Source organism: Streptomyces apricus (assembly GCF_008369065.1).
Taxonomy (GTDB): domain Bacteria; phylum Actinomycetota; class Actinomycetes; order Streptomycetales; family Streptomycetaceae; genus Streptomyces; species Streptomyces apricus.
In genome coordinates this window covers 1-18,726 of sequence record NZ_VDFC01000014.1, presented here as the reverse complement: position 1 = coordinate 18,726, position 18,726 = coordinate 1, and the positions used below count along the sequence as shown (strand labels likewise).

Here is an 18,726-nt window from a genome sequence, read left to right as displayed (position 1 = left end):
CGGACGGCACCCATGGACCCCGATCCAGGCACCGGGAGGCGCTCCATGCCCACGTTCCCGCACGCGCACAGCCGCCCCACGGGGCGGCGCACCGCAAGACGCCTGACGGCCGCCGCGCTGACGACCGTCCTGCTGTCGGCCGGACTGGCCCTCGCACCCGGCACCGCCGCGGCACCGCCCGCCGTGGGCGCCCTGGGCGCCGTGGCCGATCCGGCCGCCGCGGCGACCACACCGGTACGGGTCAACCAGGCGGGCTACCTGCCCGACGGCCCCAAGCGCGCCACGGTGGTCACCACGGCCACCGAGCCCCTGACCTGGCAGTTGCGCACCGCGTCGGGCGCCGTGGCCGCCTCCGGCAGGACCGTCGTGCGGGGCACCGACGCGGCCTCGGGGGAGGCGACCCATCTGGTGGACTTCTCGGCCTACGGGAAGCAGGGTTCCGGCTACGTCCTGGCGGTCGGCGGGTGGAGCAGCGCGCCCTTCGACATCCGCGCGGACCTCTACGACAGCCTGCGGTACGACGCGCTGGCCTTCTTCTACCACCAGCGCAGCGGCACCCCCATCGAGGCCTCGCTGGTGGGTCCCGCCTACGCGCGGCCCGCCGGGCACATCGGGGTCGCCCCCAACCAGGGCGACACGGACGTGCCGTGCCAGGCCGGCGTGTGCGACTACACCCAGGACGTGCGGGGCGGCTGGTACGACGCCGGCGACCACGGCAAGTACGTCGTCAACGGCGGGATCTCCGTCTGGCTGCTGGTCGATTCCTTCGCACGGGCCGAGCGGGCGGGCAAGGCCGCCGCCCTCGGCGACTCGACCCTGCGGGTCCCGGAGCGCGGGAACGGCGTGCCGGACGTCCTGGACGAGGCCCGCTGGGAGCTGGACTTCCTGATGCGGATGCAGGTGCCGGCCGGGAAGCCCTATGCGGGCATGGCCTTCCACAAGATCCACGACGCGGCCTGGACGGGCATCCCGACCCGGCCCGACCTGGACCCCCAGCCGCGCGAGCTGCACCGCCCGTCGACCGCCGCCACGCTCAACCTCGCCGCGACGGCGGCCCAGTGCGCGCGGGTCTTCCGGCCCCACGACCCCGCGTACGCGAAGCGGTGCCTGAGCGTGGCCCGCACGGCGTGGACCGCGGCGAAGGCCAACCCCGAGATGTACGCGCCGGACTCGGACAGCACGGGCGGCGGCCCCTACAACGACACCCAGGTCACCGACGACTTCTACTGGGCGGCGAGCGAGCTGTACGCGGCGACCGGGGAGCGCGCCTACCGGGACGCGGTCACCTCCTCGCCCTGGCACACCTCGGCCGACGCGTTCACGGCGACCGGCTTCAACTGGGCGGACACCGCCGCCCTCGGCCGGCTGACCCTGGCCACCGCGCCGAACAGGCTGCCCGCCGCCGACGTAGCACGCGTACGGGCCTCGGTGACGGCCGCCGCCGACGGGCACCTGGCCACGATGGCCGGACAGGGCTACGCGGTGCCCATCCCCGCGAACGGGTACGTCTGGGGCTCCAACAGCCAGGTCACCAACAACGCGATCGTCGTGGCCACCGCCTACGCGCTGACCGGCCGGCAGCGGTACCGGGCGGGCGTGCTGGAGTCGATGGACTACCTGCTGGGCCGCAACACCCTGGACCTGTCGTACGTCACCGGCTACGGCGACGCGTACGCCCGCAACCAGCACCACCGGTTCTGGGCGCACCAGTACGACGCGTCGCTGCCGAACCCGCCCGCCGGCTCCCTCGCGGGCGGCCCCAACAGCGGCCTGCAGGACCCGGTGGCGCAGGAGAAGCTGGCCGGGTGCGCGCCCGCGGCCTGCTACATCGACGACATCGGCTCGTACTCGACCAACGAGGTGACCGTCAACTGGAACGCCCCGCTGGCCTGGCTGGCGGCCTTCGCCGCCGAGCGCCGGCCGCGCGTCTAGCGACTCGCGGCCGTTCAGCTACGGAGCCCCGCCCGGTACGCGCCGGGCGGGGCTCCGTAGCGCTGCCGGAAGACCCGGCTGAAGTGGAACGGGCTGGCGAAGCCTGCCGCCGCCGCGACCCGTTCCACCGGCAGGTCGGTGGCCTCCAGGAGCCGCGCCGCGTGCAGCAGCCGGGCGGCGAGGAGCGCCCGCATCGGTGACTGGCCGAGCTGGCGGGTGAAGAGGTGGGCGAACCGGGAGGCCGACAGCGACACGTCCGCGGCCAGGGTCGCCACCGTGTGCGGCGCGCCCGGGTCGGCGGCGATCCGGGCCTCGGCCCGGCGGATGCGCGGGTCGACGCCGCAGCGGCCGGTCCCCCCGCGCACCGCGGCGGTGGCGGTCGCGGTGGCGAGCAGGACGGCCGACTCCAGGGAGCAGAGGGCCAGTTCGCGTGCCGCGGTGCCGTGCGCCACGGCGACCCGGCCGGCCTCGGGCTCCTCCGGTTCACCGGCGGCCGGCGCGCCCTCGCCGGTCCACCGCGCGTCGGCGAGCATCCGCCGGAAGGCGTGTTCCAGGCGGTCCCGGACAGCGGCCGGGACCGGTGTGACGGCGTACAGCCGGTCGGGCGGGTCGCCGAGGAGGTGGGGCCGCAGCCAGTGCGTCCAGGCCGGACGGGCCTGGCAGTGGGCCCACCAGAACGTCCACCGGGGGGCGCCGGGCGCGACCGCGTAGCGGTGCGGCACACCGGGGCCCAGGACGACCAGGTCGCCCGCGCCGGCCCGGACCCCGGTGACGCCCTGCCGCACCTGACCCGCGCCGCCCGTGGTCCAGGTGAAGAGCCAGCTGTCGGCGCCGCCCGGCCGTACGACGCCGTACCCCGGGCGCTCGTCGAAGCGGCCGACGGTCACCAGGCCCGGCGGCGGGGACGGCGCGGCGGTCTCGGGCAGGGCGTCAGCATCCACGGGCATCCTCCCGGACGGCGCTCGTACCTAGCGTGATGCCCACAGGACACCGGCGCGAAGGGCGGTCGCATGGCGGTCACGGACAGGAGCGCGGACGACGACGTGCTCGAAAGGACGCCGCAGGGCGTCGGGCGGCGCTTCGAGGAGGACGGCTTCGCCGTGGTGCGCGGCCTGTTCGCCCCGGCCGAGATCGACGCGCTGTGCGCCGGGTTCACCGCGCTGCACGCGGCCGGGCCGGTGCCCGGGCACTTCGAGCCCCGCGCGACGCGGGACGACCGGGGCGCCGACCCGCTGCACGTCCACCCCCGGGTCATGCACCCGCACCGCATCGACGGCCTGGCCCGGCGTTTCCTGCTGGACCCCCGGCTGCGCGCGGTCCTCGAACTCCTGCTGGGCGAGGAGGTGCTGGCCGCGCAGAGCATGTTCTACTTCAAGCCGCCCGGGGCCCGCGGGCAGGCCCTGCACCAGGACAACTTCTACCTGCGGACCGAGCCGGGCACCTGCGTGGCGGCCTGGGTCGCCTGCGACGTGATCGACCGGGGCAACGGCGGTCTTGAGGTCGTCCCGGGCACCCACCGCATGGACCTGTTCTGCCCCGAGGAGGCGGACGAAGGGCTGTCGTTCGCCCGCGAGTACGTGTCGCCGCCGCCCGGTCTGGCCGCGGTCCCGGTCGACATGGCTCCCGGGGACGTCCTCTTCTTCAACGGCAGCCTGGTGCACGGCTCCCCTCCCAACCGCAGCGCCGACCGCTTCCGCCGCTCGTTCATCGGCCACTACGTGGGCCGCTCCACGGAACGCATCGGCCGCCACTACCCCACCCTGACCATGAGCGGCGATCCGGTGCCGCTGCCGGAGAGCGCGGGCGCGGGCCCGTGCGGCACGGAGTTCGCGCCGGCGGGACCGCACTGAACCGGGCGGCGCTGAACCGGACGGCACCGGACCGGGCGGCGCCGGGTCGGGCGGCACGGCGGGTCAGGAGCGCAGCAGGTCGGCCGCGCCCAGGTCGAGCACGCCCGCCCGCCAGGTGAGTCCGCGCAGATCGCGTACGACGACCGGGGCGTCGGTGTCCAGGCCGCGCGGCCCGACGCCGACGACGTACGCACCGGCCGCCTTCCCCGCCGTGGCGCCCGCGGCGCTGTCCTCCAGGACCACGGTCCGCGCGGGGTCGACGCCGAGTTTGCCCGCCGCCGCCAGGTAGCCGTCGGGGGCGGGCTTGCCCCGGTCGACGTCGTCCGCGGTGACCAGCACGGGCGGCAGCGGCAGCCCCGCGGCGGCGAGGCGGGCGCGGGCCAGCCCGGTGACCCCGGAGGTGACGACGGCCCAGCTGCCGGGCGGCAGGCCCGTCAGAAGGTCCAGCGCGCCGGGCAGGGCGGTCGTGGTGGCGGCCGCCTCGATCTCCAGGCGGTCGATCTCGGCGAGGGCGGCGGGCCGTTCGCCGGGGTCGGTCACGAGGAGGGCGACGGTGTCGGCGGAGCGCCGCCCGTGGACCGTCTCCGTGACCCGTCCGGCGTCCAGGCCGCGGGCCCGGGCCCATCGGCTCCACGCCTGGTCGACGCCGAGGTCGGAGTCGACCAGGACGCCGTCGTTGTCGAAGAGGAGACCCTCGCAGGGGATCTTCATGGACGGACCTCTCACGTGACGGGACGGTTGCGGTAGCGGCCCACCAGTTCGCGGGCGGCGGCCTGCATCCGGACGGGCGGCAGCCCCCGGGCCAGCAGGGTCAGGTCGTCGACGACCATGTCGCCGATGGCCAGGAAGGCGTCCGGGACGCCGCCCGCGCGGTGGGCGGAGAGCACCAGGCCCTCCAGCGAGCGGGCGGGGTCGTCGGCGGCGACGGGCTCGTCGGGCCAGACGTCGATCCCCGCGAGAAGGCGGCCCGCGGCGACCCGGGCCAGCAGCGCGGGGAAGTCCACGACGGGTGCCCGGCTGACGAGGACCAGCCGGGCGCCGTCGGGCAGCAGCCCCAGCTCGCGCTCGCCGAGCAGCCGGCGGCTGTCGTCGGTGACGGTGGCGAGGACGAAGACGAACGTGCTGCGCGCCAGCGTCTCGTCGAGGGTGGCCGGCACGAGACCCTGCTCGCGCAGGACGGCGGGCGGCAGCCAGGGGTCGTACACGCGCAGGACCGGCCGGAAGGGGGCGAGGAGCGGGTGCAGGGCGCGGCCGAGGTTGCCGAACCCGACCAGGCCGACGTCCGCGCCGCGCAGCAGTACGGCGTCGGCGTTGCCGCCGGACACGTACCGCTCCCGCCCGGCGCGGAAGGCGCGGTCCTCGCGGCTGATGCCGCGCGCCAGGTCCAGGGCGAGGCCGAGGGCGTACTCGGCGACCGCCTGGGCGTAGGCGGGTCCGCAGCCCAGGACGTGGACGCCGCGGCGGAAGCACGTGTCGTAGTCGACGTTCGGGAAGAAGTTACCCTCGACGTTGAGCAGGGCCCGCAGCCGGCCCGCGCGGGCCAGGCGCGCGGCGGGCAGGTCGGGCTGGCCGACGACGGCGAAGGCGTCCGGCAGGGCCCGGTCGAGGGCCTCCTCGGTCTCCGGTTCGACGACGGTGAACCGCTCGTGCAGCCGGGCCAGCGCGTCCGGGCGGAAGATGCGTTCCCTGGGGTGCGGGTCGGGGCGCAGGATCACGAGCGGCTTGTCCGGGGTGCTGCTCACGGCTCTCCTCGCCTTGCGTCACGTCCGTCACGGTCCTCCCCGCCATCCGTACCCGGCGCACGCGTCCGTACCCGGCGGACGGGCGGGCGTGAATTTGACGCGCGTCCTCCGTGCGCGATTTGATCGCGGCGTGCCGAGGCGCCCAGCCCGGCACCAGAGGTGCGCCCAGCCGGTGGCGGACATGGTTCCCAGCCCGGCCGAAGTCGCCAGGACCGTCACGGGTCCGAGGCGGGGTCGTACTCGCGATCGATGGAGCGGACATGCCCGCCAAGCGCGGCCCGCGCACGGGATTCCTCGGGGCGGTCGCCGCCCTGGTCACCCTCGCGGCCCTGGTCTCCTGTTCGCCGGACGGGAACGACGACGGTCCCGGCCCCGGCGCCACCACGAAGCCGGGCACGGGTTCGGGGAAGGCCGTGCGGCTGCCCCCGGTGCCCGCCGGTTTCGACTACCAGATCGGCGGCGCCTACCCGCCGCCGTCCGGGGTGCGCATCGTCGTCCGCGACCGCGGCGCCGACCCGGCGCGCGGTCTCTACAACATCTGTTACGTCAACGCCTTCCAGGCCCAGCCCGACGAGGGGGACGACTGGGACGACGACCTGCTGCTGCGGGACGAGGAGGGCGAGGTCGTCATCGACGCCGACTGGGACGAGCCGCTGCTCGACATCGGCACCGCCGCCAAGCGCGAGCGGGTCGCGGCGCGGGTGAACGAGTGGGTCGACGGCTGCGCGGACAAGGGCTACGACGCCGTCGAGCCGGACAACTACGACAGTTACACCCGCTCCGAGGGGCTGCTGGACGCGGAGGACGCCACGGCGTTCGTGAAGCTGCTCTCGGCGCACGCGCACGCGCGGGGCCTGGCCGTCGCGCAGAAGAACACCGTGGAGCTGGCCGGGCAGCGGGCCCGTACGGGGCTCGACTTCGCGGTGGTGGAGGAGTGCGGGGCGTACAACGAGTGCGGTGAGTACGCCGACGCCTTCGACGACCGGGTCGTCGTCGTGGAGTACACCGACAAGGGGATGCGCAAGGCCGTCTCGGAGTTCGGCGACCGGCTGAGCATCGTGCGCCGGGACCTGGACGTGTCGACGCCGGACAGCGACGACTACGTCCGCAGGACGCGCTGAGCGGACGCACGGACCCGGCCGACCGCTGACGGCAGCCGCCTGTCGATTGCCGGCCGGCGAGGTGTCAGCGGGCCAGCAGGTCCAGGGCCCGTTCCCAGCGTGATCCGTCCTGGCCGGGGCCGTCGAAGGCGTGCTCGCCGAACCGGACGCCCATTCCCCGCAGCCGCTCCAGGCTGTCCCGGTAGGCGGGATGGGCCGTCAGCGCCTCGTTCACGCACGGCAGCGCGGAGATGGGGACGCCCATCCCGTACGCCTCGCAGAGCGTGCCGAGCGCGAGCGTGTCGGAGATCCCGGCCGCCCACTTGTTGACGGTGTTGAAGGTGGCGGGCGCCACGGTGACGGCGTCCGGGTCCGGGAACGGCCGCGGGTCGCCGGGCGCACGCCAGGCGGACCTGATCGGCCGGCCGGTGCGCGCCTCGACGGCCGCGGTGTCGAAGAAGCCCGTCGCGAGCGGGGTGGCGATGACGCCGACCTCCCAGTCGCGCTCCTGCGCCAGGGCGATTAGCTCGCCGACGCCGCCGGCCGGCCAGGCGGCGCAGACGACGACGTAGAGGAAGGGCTTGCGGTCCTGTCCGGTCATCCGGGAACCCTACTGAACCGGGAAGGAGAACCCCCGCTCGGAGCCCGCGGTCCGGGCCGGCCGGGCGGCCCGGACGCCGGCCGACTCGTACGGTTCCGGCATTGACTGGAGCCGCGCCGGGTTGCAGACTCCGATTGAAGATTCAAATGGACAATTTTTCACCAGACGAACGCGGGTGTTCCGTCGCGGAGTGCGGCACGTCGCGTCGTCCGACGGGAAGAGCCGCGCATGACCCTCCATCGTGACCTGCTGATCGGCGGCAAGGACCTGCCCGCCGCCTCCGGCCGCACCACCGAGGACGTGAGTCCGTACGGCGCGGAGGTGTACGCCACGGTCGCCGCGGCCGACGCCCGGGACGTCACCCGGGCCGTGGACGCGGCGGACGCCGCGTTCGAGGGCTGGGCCGCTCTCGGTCCGGCGCAGCGGCGCCGGATCTTCCTCGCCGCGGCCGATTTGCTGGAGGCCCGCACCGAGGACGCCGTACGGATCATGGCGGGCGAGGTCGGCGGCACCCGGCCCTGGGCCATGTTCAACGTCGGGCTCGCCGCGAACATCCTGCGCGAGGCCGGCGCCGCGGTGACCGCCCCGCGCGGTGAGGTGCTCAGCGCGCAGGAGGAGGGCGCGCTGGGTCTCGCGGTGCGCGAGCCGGTCGGTGTGGTGGCGGCCTTCTCGCCGTGGAACGCCCCGGTCATCCTCGGTGTGCGGGCGGTCGCCGCACCGCTCGCCGCGGGCAACACCGTGGTGATGAAACCGAGCGAGGACGCGCCGATCGCGTGCGGCCTGTTCATCGCGGACATCCTGCGCGACGCGGGCCTGCCCGACGGCGTCCTGAACGTGATCACGAACGCCCCCGAGGACGCGGCCGCCGTCGCCGAGGCCCTGATCGCCGACGAGCGCGTACGGGCCGTCAACTTCACCGGCTCCACGGGCGTCGGCCGGATCATCGGCGTGCACGCGGCCCGGCACCTGAAGCCAGCGGTGCTCGAACTCGGCGGCAAGAACTCGGTGATCGTGCTGGAGGACGCCGACGTCGGCTACGCGGTCGACGCGGCCGTCTTCTCGGTGTTCATGAACTCCGGTCAGATCTGCATGTCCGCCGACCGGATCCTCGTGCACGAGAGCCTGGCCGAGGAGTTCACGGCCAGGTTCACCGAGAAGACCGCCTCGCTCGCGTCCGGCGACCCCTCCGACCCGCACACGGTGGTCGGCCCGCTCGTCACCCGGGACGCGGCCCGCCGGGTCGCGGCGCTCGTCGAGGACGCCGTCGCCAAGGGCGCGACCGTCCTGACCGGCGGCGGCGCCCCGGAGGGGGCTGTGCACCCGGCGACCGTCCTGACCGGCCTCCCGGAGGAGGCCGAGCTCTACCGGGGCGAGGCCTTCGGCCCGCTCGCGGTGATCAGCACGTTCGCCACCGACGACGAGGCGATCGCCTTCGCCAACGCCACGGAGCACGGCCTGACCTGCGGGATCATCACCGAGAACGGCACCCACGGGCTCAGGGTCGCCCGGCGCATCCGGACCGGCATCGTGCACGTCAACGACCAGTCCGTGGCCGACGAACCGAACGCGCCCTTCGGCGGGTTCAAGGGCAGCGGGTACGGGCGCTTCGGCGGCCGCTGGGGCATCGAGGCCTTCAGCAACACCCGCTGGGTGACCCTGGCCACGCAGCAGGCGCACTTCCCGTTCTAGGTCATGTCACCACAGGGGGCCGTCAGGGTGAAACGGCTCGTGCGGGATGAAATGTCCGGGACGAGCGTGTTGAATCGCGAGTCGGCACGTGGCGTGCGCGACGACGATCGATGGGATGGATGTCATGCCTCTTGAGGGTGAGTACGAGCCCAGCCCGGCCCAGTGGGTGCGCGAGCAGGTGGAGTTGTACGAGCGCTCCGGCGGTACCGAGGGAACGACGTTGCGGGACACCGGGCGTCCGGTGATCGTGCTGACCACCCGCGGGGCGAAGAGCGGGAAGATCCGCAAGACGCCGCTCATGCGCGTCGAGCACGAGGGCCGGTACGCCGCCGTCGCCTCGCTGGGCGGCGCCCCCAAGCACCCCGTCTGGTACCACAACGTGATCGCCGACCCGCACGTGGAGCTCCAGGACGGCCCGACCCGCCGGGACATGACGGCGCGCGAGGTGACCGGCGAGGAGAAGGCCGAGTGGTGGGAGCGCGCGGTCGCCGCGTTCCCGGACTACGCCGACTACCAGAAGAAGACCGACCGGGAGATCCCGGTGTTCGTCCTGGAGCCCATCGGCGGCGAGTGACGCGGGCCGGGTGCCCGATGCCGCCGGTGCCGGAATCCGTTTCCGGGAAGGTGCGCATGAACCCGGAAGCACCGGGCACCCGGATGTCAGGTCCCGCCGCGCTCCCCCGTCGTGGCGGGACCATTTTCGTGTGCGGCGGCCGCGCGGCGCGCGGTACGGGCGTCCGTGACGTCGAGGAAGATCTGGTCGGCCTCCGGCACCAGATGGGCGACGGAGCGCTTGATGCGCACGGCCACGAGCTCGACCTCCTCGCTGTCCAGACCGGGCGTCAGGTCCACGCGGGCGGCCACCAGCGTCGAGTCGGGGCCGAGCTGCATGGTCAGCAGGGACTCCACCGAGTCGATCTCGGGCTGCGCCGCCAGCAGGGCGCGTATACGGCCGGCCGACTCCTCGTCGGTGGCCTGGCCGATCAGCTGGTCGCGCGCGTCGCGGCCCAGCCGGTACGCCACGTAGACGAGGAGCGCCCCGATGGCGATCGAGGCCGAGGCCTCGTAGACGACCTGGCCGGTGACCATGTGCAGGGCCATGCCCGCGATGGCGAACAGCACGCCGAGCACGGCGGTGCCGTCCTCGGCTATGACGGTGCGCAGCGCGGGGTCCTTGATCTCGGCGGAGAGACCGCCCTGCTTGCGCACCTGGTGCAGCGCGCGCAGCAGGGACCCGCCCTCCGCGAGCAGCGCGACGAACAGGACGGCGAGCCCCGCCACATAGCCGCTGTGGGACTCCGAGCCCTCACTGCCCAGGGCCTCGAAACCCTGGTAGAAGGAGAAGCAGCCGCCCATCAGGAAGATGCCCACGGCGGCCAGCAGGGACCAGAAGAAGCGTTCTTTCCCGTAACCGAAAGGGTGACGGCTGTCCGCGGGACGCCGGCTGCGGCGCAGGGCGGCCAGCAGGAAGACCTCGTTCAGGCTGTCCGCCACCGAGTGCGCCGCCTCCGAGAGCAGCGCGGGCGACCCGGCGAGCAGTCCGCCGACGGCCTTGGCCACGGCGATGACGAGGTTGGCGGCCAGCGCCACCAGCACGGTGACACGGGTCCGGCGGTCCGACTGGGAGGAAGACTCACGATTCACCTCCGCCGAATGCCCGCTCCCCCGGCCCTCACACGAAACGCCGGGGGTTTTGGGGGAACCCTCACCGGAGCACACCTGCGGAAGGAGACGCGAGATGAGCGCGAGCGAGGGCAACGGCTCGTACGGCAAGAAGGCCTTCAAGCGGTCCAAGAGCCACTTCGCGGACCGGATCACGGCCGACGGCCGCGACGGCTGGCCGGTGGAGGCGGGGCGCTACCGGCTGGTCGTCAGCCGGGCCTGCCCCTGGGCCAGCCGGGCGGTGATCTCGCGGCGGCTGCTGGGCCTTGAGGACGCCCTGTCGATGGCGGTCACCGACCCCGTCCAGGACGACCGGAGCTGGCGGTTCACCCTGGATCCCGGCGGCCGCGACCCGGTGCTCGGCATCCGGTACCTGGCCGAGGCGTACGAGGCGCGGGAGCCGGGCCATCCGGGCGGCGTCAGCGTGCCCGCGGTGGTGGACGTGCCCAGCGGGCGCCTGGTGACCAACGACTACCAGCAACTGACCCTGGACCTCGCGACCGAGTGGCGCGACCTGCACCGCGAGGGGGCGCCGGACCTCTACCCGGAGGGGTCCCGCGACGAGATCGACGAGGTGATGGAGGAGGTCTACGAGGACGTCAACAACGGGGTGTACCGGGCCGGGTTCGCCACCGGCCAGGAGGAGTACGCGGCGGCGTACGAGGGTGTGTTCCGCCGTCTGGAGCTGCTGTCGCAGCGGCTCGCGGACCGGCGGTACCTGGTCGGGGACTCGATCACCGAGGCGGACATCCGGCTGTTCACCACCCTGGTCCGCTTCGACGCCGTCTACCACGGCCACTTCAAGTGCAACCGGCGCAAACTGACGGAGGACCGGGTCCTGTGGGCGTACGCCCGGGACCTCTACCAGACGCCCGGGTTCGGGGACACCGTCGACTTCGACCACGTCAAGCGGCACTACTACCAGGTCCACGAGGGCATCAACCCGACCCGCATCGTGCCGCTGGGACCCGACCTGTCCGGCTGGCTGACGCCGCACGGCCGGGAGGAACTGGGCGGGCGCCCGTTCGGGGACGGGAGCCCGCCGGGACCCGTGCGCGAGGGCGAGGAGGTGCCCGCCGCCGGGCGGCCCTGAACGAGCGGGGCCGCGTATTCGCCGCTGAACTGGACACTCGCCAGATGTCCCGGACGACACGGACCGGGGACACGAACCCAAGGAGAGCCAGGTGCCGAAGAAGAAGAGCCTGCCCGTCGTCTACAAGCCCATCGGGTTCCTGCTCGGCTGGACGAGCGGAACCGTCGCCGGCATGGCGTTCCAGAAGACCTGGAAGATGATCCGCCACGAGGACGACGCGCCCGACGCACTGGACAGGAACCGCGGCTGGGGCGAGGTGCTGCTCGCCGCGGCCGTGCAGGGCGCGATCTTCGCGGTCGTGCGCAGCGCGGTCGACCGCGCGGGGGCGACGGCCATCGAGCGGTCCACCGGAACGTGGCCGGGCGACGGCAAGGGAGGCCGCGACTGAGAGGCCGTACCGTCCGGTACGGTTGGCCTTCATCCAGATGGCCGACAGTCGGGAGAGCCAGTCGTGACGGACCGGACAGCGGTGGGCGACACCGTGGAGGACTTCACCCTCCCCGACGAGACGGGCACGCCCCGGCAGCTCTCGGAGCTGCTGGGGGAAGGCCCCGTCGTGCTGTTCTTCTACCCGGCGGCGCTCAGCACGGTCTGCACCGCCGAGGCGTGCCACTTCCGCGACCTGGCCGCCGAGTTCGCGGCGGTCGGGGCGCGGCCGGTGGGCATCAGCGGTGACACGGTCGAGCGCCAGGAGGAGTTCACCCGGCAGCACACGCTCGGGTTCCCGCTGCTGTCCGACCCGGACGGCGCGGTCCGCGAGCGCTTCGGGGTCAGGCGCGGCCTCTCGCTCGCGCCGACCAAGCGGGTCACCTTCGTCATCGGCGAGGACCGCACGGTGCTCGAAGTGGTGCGCAGCGAGCTTCGCGCGAGCGTGCACGCGGACCGCGCCCTGGCGGCCCTGCGCGCACACCGCGGCTGACACCCTCCAGGGAGGGGTCGCAGCCGCCCGTCAGGAGGGGCCGGTCCGCCAGGAGGAACCGCCCTCCCCGCACCGGACGCCTCAGCCCTGCTTGGGCGCCGTGGCCCGCGTGCAGCGCAGGGTGAAGGAGTGCCCGGACGGGTCGGAGTAGCCCCGCTCCTCGTACGGGCCGCCCGCGTCCTTGGTCTCCAGCGGCCGTCCGCCGAGCGCGACGACCTTGCGCTCGGCGTCGTCCAGGTCCTCGACGTAGAAGTCCAGGTGGGCCTGGAGCGAGTTCTCCGGGCGCGGCCAGCTGGGCGGGGTGGCGTTCACGTCCCGCCGGAACGCCATCCGCATCCCGTCGGCTCCCCGGATCTCCACGCGGTTCGCCGTCGCGTCGGTCTCCTCGCCCTCCAGGAACTCCGTGTAGAACGCGGCGAGCTTCTCGGGCTCGGAACAGTCCAGGACGACGAATCCAGCCTCTACCAGTGCCATGTCCCCTCCGAAGGAACGTCCGAGCGCGAACGGCCGTCCGCCCACTGCTCCCTGGACCGGGTACCCCGTCCCGGCCCCGTCACCGGGGCCTCCGCGGAGATCATTTACGATCAGGGCAGTCTCGCCGCGTCACCGGGGTCAACTTCCTTCCCGGAGAACGCAGTTCGAGTCAGCGGGCGGCGCCTCCGCACGCCCGCGCGCAGGAGTGGGGGCCCTGCGCACCACCGCACGAGAGGACGCCAATGCCGCAGGACGTCAGGTTCGACCTCCCCTTCGACACCCCCGTGAGCGAGCACCTCGAACACGCCCGGTCCCGCCATCTGCGCTGGGTGTGGGACAGGGGCCTGGTGCGCAGCCAGGCCGGCTTCGAGGAGTACCGCTCCTGGGACCTCCCCGGAGCGGCCGCCCGCACCTATCCCCATGCCTCGGCCGCCGACATGGTCGTCCTGATGAACTGGTTCTCCCTGGCCTTCCTCTTCGACGACCAGTTCGACTCCGGCAGGCCCGACCGCGCGGACCGCGTGGCGGAGGTGGCGCGGGAGCTCGTCGTCACACCGCTGCGGCCCGTGGGCACGGTCCCGCGGGTGGTCTGCCCGATCACCGTGGCGTGGGCGGAGGTCTGGACCCATCTCTCGGATGGCATGTCTCTGACATGGCAGACCCGGTTCGCGGCCTCCTGGGGCCGCTTCCTGGTCGCCCACACCGAGGAGGTCGACCTGGCCGCCCGCGGCCTGGCCGGCACGCTCGACCTGGAGGAGTACGCCGCCTTCCGCCGCCGCACGGTCGGCATCCACCACAGCATCGACGCCGCGGAGCGCAGCCGGGGCTTCGAGGTGCCCGCCGAGGTGCAGGCGCACCCGCTGATGGAGCGGATGCGGGACCGGGCGGCCGACACCATCGGGTTCATGAACGACATCCACTCCTTCGAGCGCGAGCGGCGCCGGGGCGACGGCCACAACCTGATAGCCGTGCTGCACCGCGAGCGCCGGTGCAGCTGGCAGGAGGCCGCCGACGAGGCGTACCGGATGACCGCGGACCGCCTCGCCGAGTACCTCGAACTGGAGGCGCGGGTACCGCAGATGTGCGACGAGCTCGGGCTGGACGAGGAGCAGCGCACCCGGGTCCGGATGGGCGTGGAGGCCATCCAGCACTGGATCAGCGGCAACTACGAGTGGGCGCTGACCTCGGGCCGCTACGCCGCCGACAAGGAGTCCCCGGCGGCCAGGGCGGAACTGGCCGGCAAGGGCTCCCTGGACGACCTCCTGACCGTCTGACAACGTTTCCCCGCGCCCTTGCGGGGCCCGGCAGGGCTCTTCCAGGGGCGCGGGGAACTGCGCGAGCGGCCCCCATCGGCCGGCCCCCACCGGCCGGCAGCCGACGGACAGCGCGGTCCGTCCGGCTTCCCGGCCGGCCGGGCCTACGGCGTGAACAGGACCGGCWGCCGGTCCAACCGTGCCTCCCACGTCGACGCCGTAGCGGTCAGCTCCTCCGGGGCGACGGCGAGCCGCAGCCCCGGGAGCCGGTGCAGCAGCACGTCCACGGCCGTCTCGATGATCGCCTGCCCGATGCTCTGCCCGGGGCACTCGTGCGGCCCCGCGCTGAACGCCAGGTGCGACTGGTTGCCGTGCACCGAGACCCCGACGTCGGGCCGGATCTCCGGATCGGTGTTGCCCGCGGTCAGCCCGAGCACCAGCAGGTCGCCCTCCCGCAGCCGGTGTCCCCCGAGCTCCATGTCGGCGGTCGCGAACCGCCCCGGCAGGACGGCCAGCGGCGGCGTGTTCCACATGACCTCCTCCACCACGGAGGAGATGTTCAGCTGCCCTCCGACCAGCCCGGAGAGCCGGGCCGCGTCGGTCAGCACCAGTTGCAGCACCCGCGCCAGCAGGTTGCTGGTGGTGGTGTGCGCGGTGATCAGCACCAGCCGCAGGTGCTGGACGATCTCGTCCTCGTCGAGGTCCGCGTGGTGCTCCAGCAGACCGGTGGTGAAGTCGGAACCCGGCTCCGCCCGCTTGCGCACGGTGAGTTCACCGAGGATCCGCATGATGCGCTCGTTGTGGTCGAGGGCCTCCGCACCGCCCTTGATGACCTGGGCGGACGACTCGGCCAGCCGCCGCCCCTCGCTCTCCGCGAGCCCGAACACCCGGGTGAGGACGAGCATCGGCAGGTACTCCGCGTACTGGGACACCAGATCGGCGCCGCCCGCCCCGGCGAAGGCGTCGATCTGCTTGTTGGCGAAGTGCGTGACGTGCCGGCGGATGCCGCGGCCCGAGACGGCGTGCAGGTTGTCGGTGACCGCGCTGCGCAGGCGGCGGTGCGGCTCGCCGTCCTGGGAGACGCAGTCGGGCCGCCAGCCCAGCATCTGGATCAGCGGGGAGGTGCTCTCCACGCGCCCCTCGTTCCAGTCGCGCCAGATGCGCGAGTCCCGGCTGAACTGGCCGGGGTTGTCCAGCACCCGCCGGTTCTCCCGGTAGCCGAGCACCAGCCAGGCGGGCACGTCGCCCTCCAGCAGTACGGGGGCGACGGGCCCGTGCTCCTTGCGCAGCCGCCCGTAGATACCGATCGGGTCGACGGCCGCCTCGGGTCCGTAGAGACGGACGAGGTCGTCGCCGCCGTGCGCCACCGGGCAGCCGCGTGGGGCGCCGGAACCGTGCGGGGGCCGGGACGGGTCGGTCATCGGGGCTCCAGTGCCGCTGCGGAACGTTCCTTGAGGTGCCGTATCAGCGCGATGAGCACATCACGGCTGGAGGCCCGGTCGCGGGCGTCGCAGGCCACGACCGGGATGTCCGGGGAGATGTCCAGGGCGTCCCTGATCTCCTCGACCGGGTGCTCCCTGGAGTCCGGGAAGACGTTCAGGGCGATGACGAACGGCACGTCCTGCCGCTCCATCTCCTCGATGGCCCGGAAACTGGAGGCCAGCCGGCGGGTGTCGACCAGGACCACGGCCCCGAGGGCGCCCTTGAACAGGCCGTTCCACAGGAACCAGAACCGTTCCTGCCCCGGGGTGCCGAAGAGGTAGAGCGTCAGCCGGTCGTTGAGGCAGATCTTGCCGAAGTCCAGGGAGACGGTGGTCTCCTGCTTGTCCGTCACACCGATCAGGTGGTCGACGCCGGCGCTGGCCTGCGTCAGGGTCTCCTCGGTGGTGAGCGGCTTGATGTCGCTGACCGAGCGGACCATGGTGGTCTTCCCGGTGCCGAATCCGCCGGCGATCATCACCTTCACCGAGCGGGCACCGGCCGTACCGTCGGCCGGGTGACGTTCGGGGCCGTCAAAGCCTTTGAAGTCCACTGAGTACCTCCTCAAGGAGCGCGAGGTCGGGCCCGCGACCGGCGTCCGACGCCGGGATGGGATCACGGGCTTCCACGCGGCCTGCGTCGAGCAGATCGGCCAGGAGCACCGCGAGGATGTTGAAGGGCAGTCCGAGGTGGGCGCCGAGTTCGGCGACCGACAACGGCTCACGGCAGCGCCGGAGGATCTCCTCGTGCTCGTGCTGCAGGCCCGTGCCGGGACCGGCCGCCGCACGGGAGGTGATGAGGGTCGCCACGTCGAGGCTCGACGCCGGACCGTCCGGTCCGCTGCGGCCGCCCGTGAGGACGTAGTAGCGCTCAAGACCGGACGGGTCCGTGGGCCGGTGGGGACCACTCATCCAGAGTGCTCCTCCCGGCGCGGAGCGGTGCCGAGGAGCTCACCCATCCTGCGGGCCAGGTCCCTCATCTGGTGGCCGAGGAGGCCCTGGTCGAGCCCTTCCCTGGCCAGCACGCCGAGGTACGTCTCCACCCCCGCGCGCACCACGAAGAGGTGGCCGCCGTCGACCTCGATCATCGCCAGGCGCAGCTGACCGGCGTACTTGGGGAACTGCTCGGCCACCGGCTGGGCCAGTGCCTGCAGCCCCGCCACCACGGCGGCGAAGCGGTCCACGTCGTCGGGGTCGTCGGCGCCGTAGGAGGTGATGGCCTTGCCGTCGCTGGAGGCCACCAGGGCGAAGCGGATCTCCTGGATGCTCTCGACGAGATCGCGGAGCGCCCAGCTCACGTCGGTTCCCTGTTGCGTCATGAGGACTGGTCGCTCTCTTCAGTGCGGTACTCGGTGGACGGGGCGCCGGGGTCCGGCGCGGGACCTGCGGCCGGCTCGCGCTGCGCCGACGGCTCGCGGACGGCGGGCTGCTCACGGGTGGCGGACGGTTCGCGGCCGGCCGTGGCGAAGGCCGCCAGGCCCGCGAAGGACGCGTCCGGCGGCACCGCGTGCGACGCGGTGGCGACGGGCTCGTCCGCGGGTGCGGGAGATCCGGTCGGCCCGGAGCCGGCCCGCCTGCGGCGTCTGGGCAGACCGCCGGGCGTGGTGTCCCCGCTCCCCTCCCGGACGGCGGCGGCCGCTTCCCCGGCCTGCGCCTGTGCGGTGTCCGGGGCGGCCGGGGACGTGACGGGGGCTGGCAGCCGGGTGAAGTATTTGTGGGGCACCACGACGACCACCGACGTGCCGAGCCAGGGCGAGTCCGCGAAGGTGACCCTGATGCCGTACCGGCGGGCCAGCGCCCCCMCCACCCGCAGGCCGAGGTGGGCGTCCTCGGACACACCGCCGAGGCCGGGCCCGGCGGCCGTGCCCGCGAGCGACGCGAGGGCCTCCTGCTTCTTCTCCTCGCTCAGGCCCTTGCCGGAGTCCTGGATCTCGACGCCGACCCCGTTCGGCACCTCCCGGCCGGAGACGATCACGGGCTCGGTGGGCGGCGAGTAGCGCGCCGCGTTGTCCAGCAGGTGGGCGAAGATCAGCGTGAGGTGGTCCACCAGGCCGCCGTCGACGCCGAGTTCGGGCAGGTGGCGCACCTGGACGCGGTCGAAGTCCCTGATGCGGCCGATGCCGCCGCGCACCACGCTGAGCAGCCGCTGCGGCTCCTGCCACTGCCGGCCCGGGCGGTCGGTCCCGCCCAGTACGCCGATGCTCGCCGCCAGGGAGTCGGCGGGGCCGAGCTCCTGGTCCAGCTCCATCAGGCCCCGGGCGACGGAGGGCAGTCTGCCGTGCTCGCCCTGCATCTCGTGCAGCCGGCCGCGCAGCTTGCCGGTCAGTACGTGGATGCGGCTGCCGATGCTGATGACGGCCTGTTCGGCGGAGGTGGAGCGGTCGAGCTCGCGCTCCACGCCCAGGAGTGCGGTCCTGAGGACCTTGCGCAGCGCCGCCTGGAGGTCGGCCCCAACCGCGGCGTCCTCGTCGACGACGGGCAGCAGGTCGTCGATGGAGTCACCGTCCCGCAGCCGTTCCAGCGCCTCGGGCAGCAGCCGGTCGGCGAGTTCGGTGACGGCGGCGAGCTGCCGGTCCAGCTGTTCCCGCCGGGTCCGGTCCTGTTCGGCGGCCCGTGTCCGCCAGGCCCTGTCCTGTTCGGCCCGGTCGTACGCGGACCGGGCCGCGCCGTCGCGCAGTTGACGCCGCGAGCGGATCAGGAGTCCTACGGTGACGGCGCTCGCGGCCGTCACGACGGCACCGGAGACGACGACGGGTATGCGGACCTGGCCGGAGGCGGCGACCGCGGCGACGACGGTGCCGGCCCCTAAGGCCAGCGGCAGCAGCCACCAGCCGTACCAGGGAGCCGGTGCCCGCGCCGCCGGCGGCGGAGTGGCGAGTTCCATCTGCATCCTTCAGAGCAACACGATCAAACGGGGGGAGGGCTCCGGGGGG

Annotated in this window: 20 protein-coding genes; 9 read left to right on the top strand and 11 right to left on the bottom strand. The window is 73.5% G+C overall.

All coding sequences use genetic code 11. From position 1 onward, the window contains the following. Positions 1-45: 45 nt before the first annotated feature. Complete coding sequence (locus tag FGF04_RS04755; RefSeq protein ID WP_223146344.1) at positions 46-1,932, top strand: glycoside hydrolase family 9 protein; 1,887 nt, start codon at positions 46-48, stop codon at positions 1,930-1,932. 14 nt (positions 1,933-1,946) lie between these two features. Here FGF04_RS04755 and FGF04_RS04750 read toward each other — a convergent pair whose 3' ends face one another. Next, on the bottom strand, positions 1,947-2,879 hold the full coding sequence (locus tag FGF04_RS04750) for an AraC family transcriptional regulator (RefSeq protein ID WP_149509949.1): 933 nt from the start codon (positions 2,877-2,879) through the stop codon (positions 1,947-1,949). Positions 2,880-2,942: 63 nt separating this feature from the next. Here FGF04_RS04750 and FGF04_RS04745 point away from each other — a divergent pair, with 63 nt between their 5' ends. Continuing rightward, a complete protein-coding gene (locus tag FGF04_RS04745) occupies positions 2,943-3,782 on the top strand; it encodes a phytanoyl-CoA dioxygenase family protein (RefSeq protein WP_149509948.1) in 840 nt (279 codons plus the stop codon). A gap of 63 nt (positions 3,783-3,845) precedes the next feature. On the opposite strand, the gene FGF04_RS04740 is transcribed toward FGF04_RS04745, so the two are convergent. Next, entirely contained in the window at positions 3,846-4,493 is a 648-nt protein-coding gene (locus FGF04_RS04740) for an HAD-IA family hydrolase (protein ID WP_149509947.1), read from the bottom strand. A gap of 11 nt (positions 4,494-4,504) precedes the next feature. After that, positions 4,505-5,524 (bottom strand): NAD(P)-dependent oxidoreductase, encoded by a 1,020-nt coding sequence (locus FGF04_RS04735; protein WP_149509946.1) that lies wholly within the window; start codon positions 5,522-5,524, stop codon positions 4,505-4,507. Between the two features lie 260 nt (positions 5,525-5,784). On the opposite strand from FGF04_RS04735, the gene FGF04_RS04730 reads away from it, so the two are divergent. Beyond that, positions 5,785-6,645 (top strand): endo alpha-1,4 polygalactosaminidase, encoded by an 861-nt coding sequence (locus FGF04_RS04730; RefSeq protein ID WP_149509945.1) that lies wholly within the window; start codon positions 5,785-5,787, stop codon positions 6,643-6,645. A gap of 64 nt (positions 6,646-6,709) precedes the next feature. On the opposite strand, the gene FGF04_RS04725 is transcribed toward FGF04_RS04730, so the two are convergent. Continuing rightward, positions 6,710-7,225 carry a flavoprotein gene (locus tag FGF04_RS04725; protein ID WP_149509944.1) on the bottom strand — a complete coding sequence of 172 codons (516 nt, stop codon included), beginning with the start codon at positions 7,223-7,225 and terminating at the stop codon, positions 6,710-6,712. A gap of 228 nt (positions 7,226-7,453) precedes the next feature. Here FGF04_RS04725 and FGF04_RS04720 point away from each other — a divergent pair, with 228 nt between their 5' ends. Further along, the gene (locus FGF04_RS04720; protein ID WP_149509943.1) at positions 7,454-8,914 is read left to right on the top strand and encodes an aldehyde dehydrogenase family protein; all 1,461 of its coding nucleotides are present in this window, start codon (positions 7,454-7,456) and stop codon (positions 8,912-8,914) included. 124 nt (positions 8,915-9,038) lie between these two features. Then, positions 9,039-9,488, top strand: a complete 450-nt coding sequence (locus FGF04_RS04715; RefSeq protein WP_149509942.1) for a nitroreductase family deazaflavin-dependent oxidoreductase — start codon at positions 9,039-9,041, stop codon at positions 9,486-9,488. A gap of 86 nt (positions 9,489-9,574) precedes the next feature. Here FGF04_RS04715 and FGF04_RS04710 read toward each other — a convergent pair whose 3' ends face one another. Continuing rightward, the gene (locus FGF04_RS04710; protein WP_149509941.1) at positions 9,575-10,558 is read right to left on the bottom strand and encodes a cation diffusion facilitator family transporter; all 984 of its coding nucleotides are present in this window, start codon (positions 10,556-10,558) and stop codon (positions 9,575-9,577) included. A 94-nt stretch (positions 10,559-10,652) separates the two neighbouring features. Between FGF04_RS04710 and FGF04_RS04705 the strand changes: the two genes are divergently transcribed. The 3 genes from FGF04_RS04705 (at position 10,653) to FGF04_RS04695 (ending at position 12,588) form a co-directional block, all read left to right on the top strand. Further along, the gene (locus tag FGF04_RS04705) at positions 10,653-11,669 is read left to right on the top strand and encodes a glutathione S-transferase family protein (protein WP_149509940.1); all 1,017 of its coding nucleotides are present in this window, start codon (positions 10,653-10,655) and stop codon (positions 11,667-11,669) included. 91 nt (positions 11,670-11,760) lie between these two features. Then, positions 11,761-12,057, top strand: a complete 297-nt coding sequence (locus FGF04_RS04700; protein WP_149509939.1) for a DUF4235 domain-containing protein — start codon at positions 11,761-11,763, stop codon at positions 12,055-12,057. Between the two features lie 63 nt (positions 12,058-12,120). Further along, positions 12,121-12,588: a peroxiredoxin gene (locus FGF04_RS04695; RefSeq protein ID WP_149509938.1), complete on the top strand. Its 468-nt coding sequence runs from the start codon at positions 12,121-12,123 to the stop codon at positions 12,586-12,588. 81 nt (positions 12,589-12,669) lie between these two features. On the opposite strand, the gene FGF04_RS04690 is transcribed toward FGF04_RS04695, so the two are convergent. Next, the gene (locus FGF04_RS04690; RefSeq protein WP_149509937.1) at positions 12,670-13,062 is read right to left on the bottom strand and encodes a VOC family protein; all 393 of its coding nucleotides are present in this window, start codon (positions 13,060-13,062) and stop codon (positions 12,670-12,672) included. A gap of 242 nt (positions 13,063-13,304) precedes the next feature. Here FGF04_RS04690 and FGF04_RS04685 point away from each other — a divergent pair, with 242 nt between their 5' ends. After that, positions 13,305-14,336 (top strand): 7-epi-alpha-eudesmol synthase, encoded by a 1,032-nt coding sequence (locus FGF04_RS04685; RefSeq protein WP_149509936.1) that lies wholly within the window; start codon positions 13,305-13,307, stop codon positions 14,334-14,336. 143 nt (positions 14,337-14,479) lie between these two features. On the opposite strand, the gene FGF04_RS04680 is transcribed toward FGF04_RS04685, so the two are convergent. From FGF04_RS04680 to FGF04_RS04660, 5 genes are read right to left on the bottom strand one after another with little or no spacing between them, the layout of a single operon-like run. Beyond that, positions 14,480-15,736 carry a cytochrome P450 gene (locus FGF04_RS04680; protein ID WP_149509935.1) on the bottom strand — a complete coding sequence of 419 codons (1,257 nt, stop codon included), beginning with the start codon at positions 15,734-15,736 and terminating at the stop codon, positions 14,480-14,482. After that, the gene (locus FGF04_RS04675) at positions 15,733-16,347 is read right to left on the bottom strand and encodes a GTP-binding protein (protein WP_149509934.1); all 615 of its coding nucleotides are present in this window, start codon (positions 16,345-16,347) and stop codon (positions 15,733-15,735) included. Before FGF04_RS04675 ends, FGF04_RS04680 begins: the two co-directional genes overlap by 4 nt. After that, positions 16,328-16,705, bottom strand: coding sequence for a DUF742 domain-containing protein (locus tag FGF04_RS04670; RefSeq protein ID WP_149509933.1), 378 nt, complete (start codon positions 16,703-16,705; stop codon positions 16,328-16,330). Before FGF04_RS04670 ends, FGF04_RS04675 begins: the two co-directional genes overlap by 20 nt. After that, entirely contained in the window at positions 16,702-17,112 is a 411-nt protein-coding gene (locus FGF04_RS04665; RefSeq protein ID WP_149509932.1) for a roadblock/LC7 domain-containing protein, read from the bottom strand. Before FGF04_RS04665 ends, FGF04_RS04670 begins: the two co-directional genes overlap by 4 nt. Continuing rightward, the gene (locus tag FGF04_RS04660) at positions 17,109-18,677 is read right to left on the bottom strand and encodes a sensor histidine kinase (RefSeq protein ID WP_149509931.1); all 1,569 of its coding nucleotides are present in this window, start codon (positions 18,675-18,677) and stop codon (positions 17,109-17,111) included. The genes FGF04_RS04665 and FGF04_RS04660 overlap by 4 nt, the downstream gene beginning before the upstream one ends. Positions 18,678-18,726 lie beyond the last annotated feature (49 nt).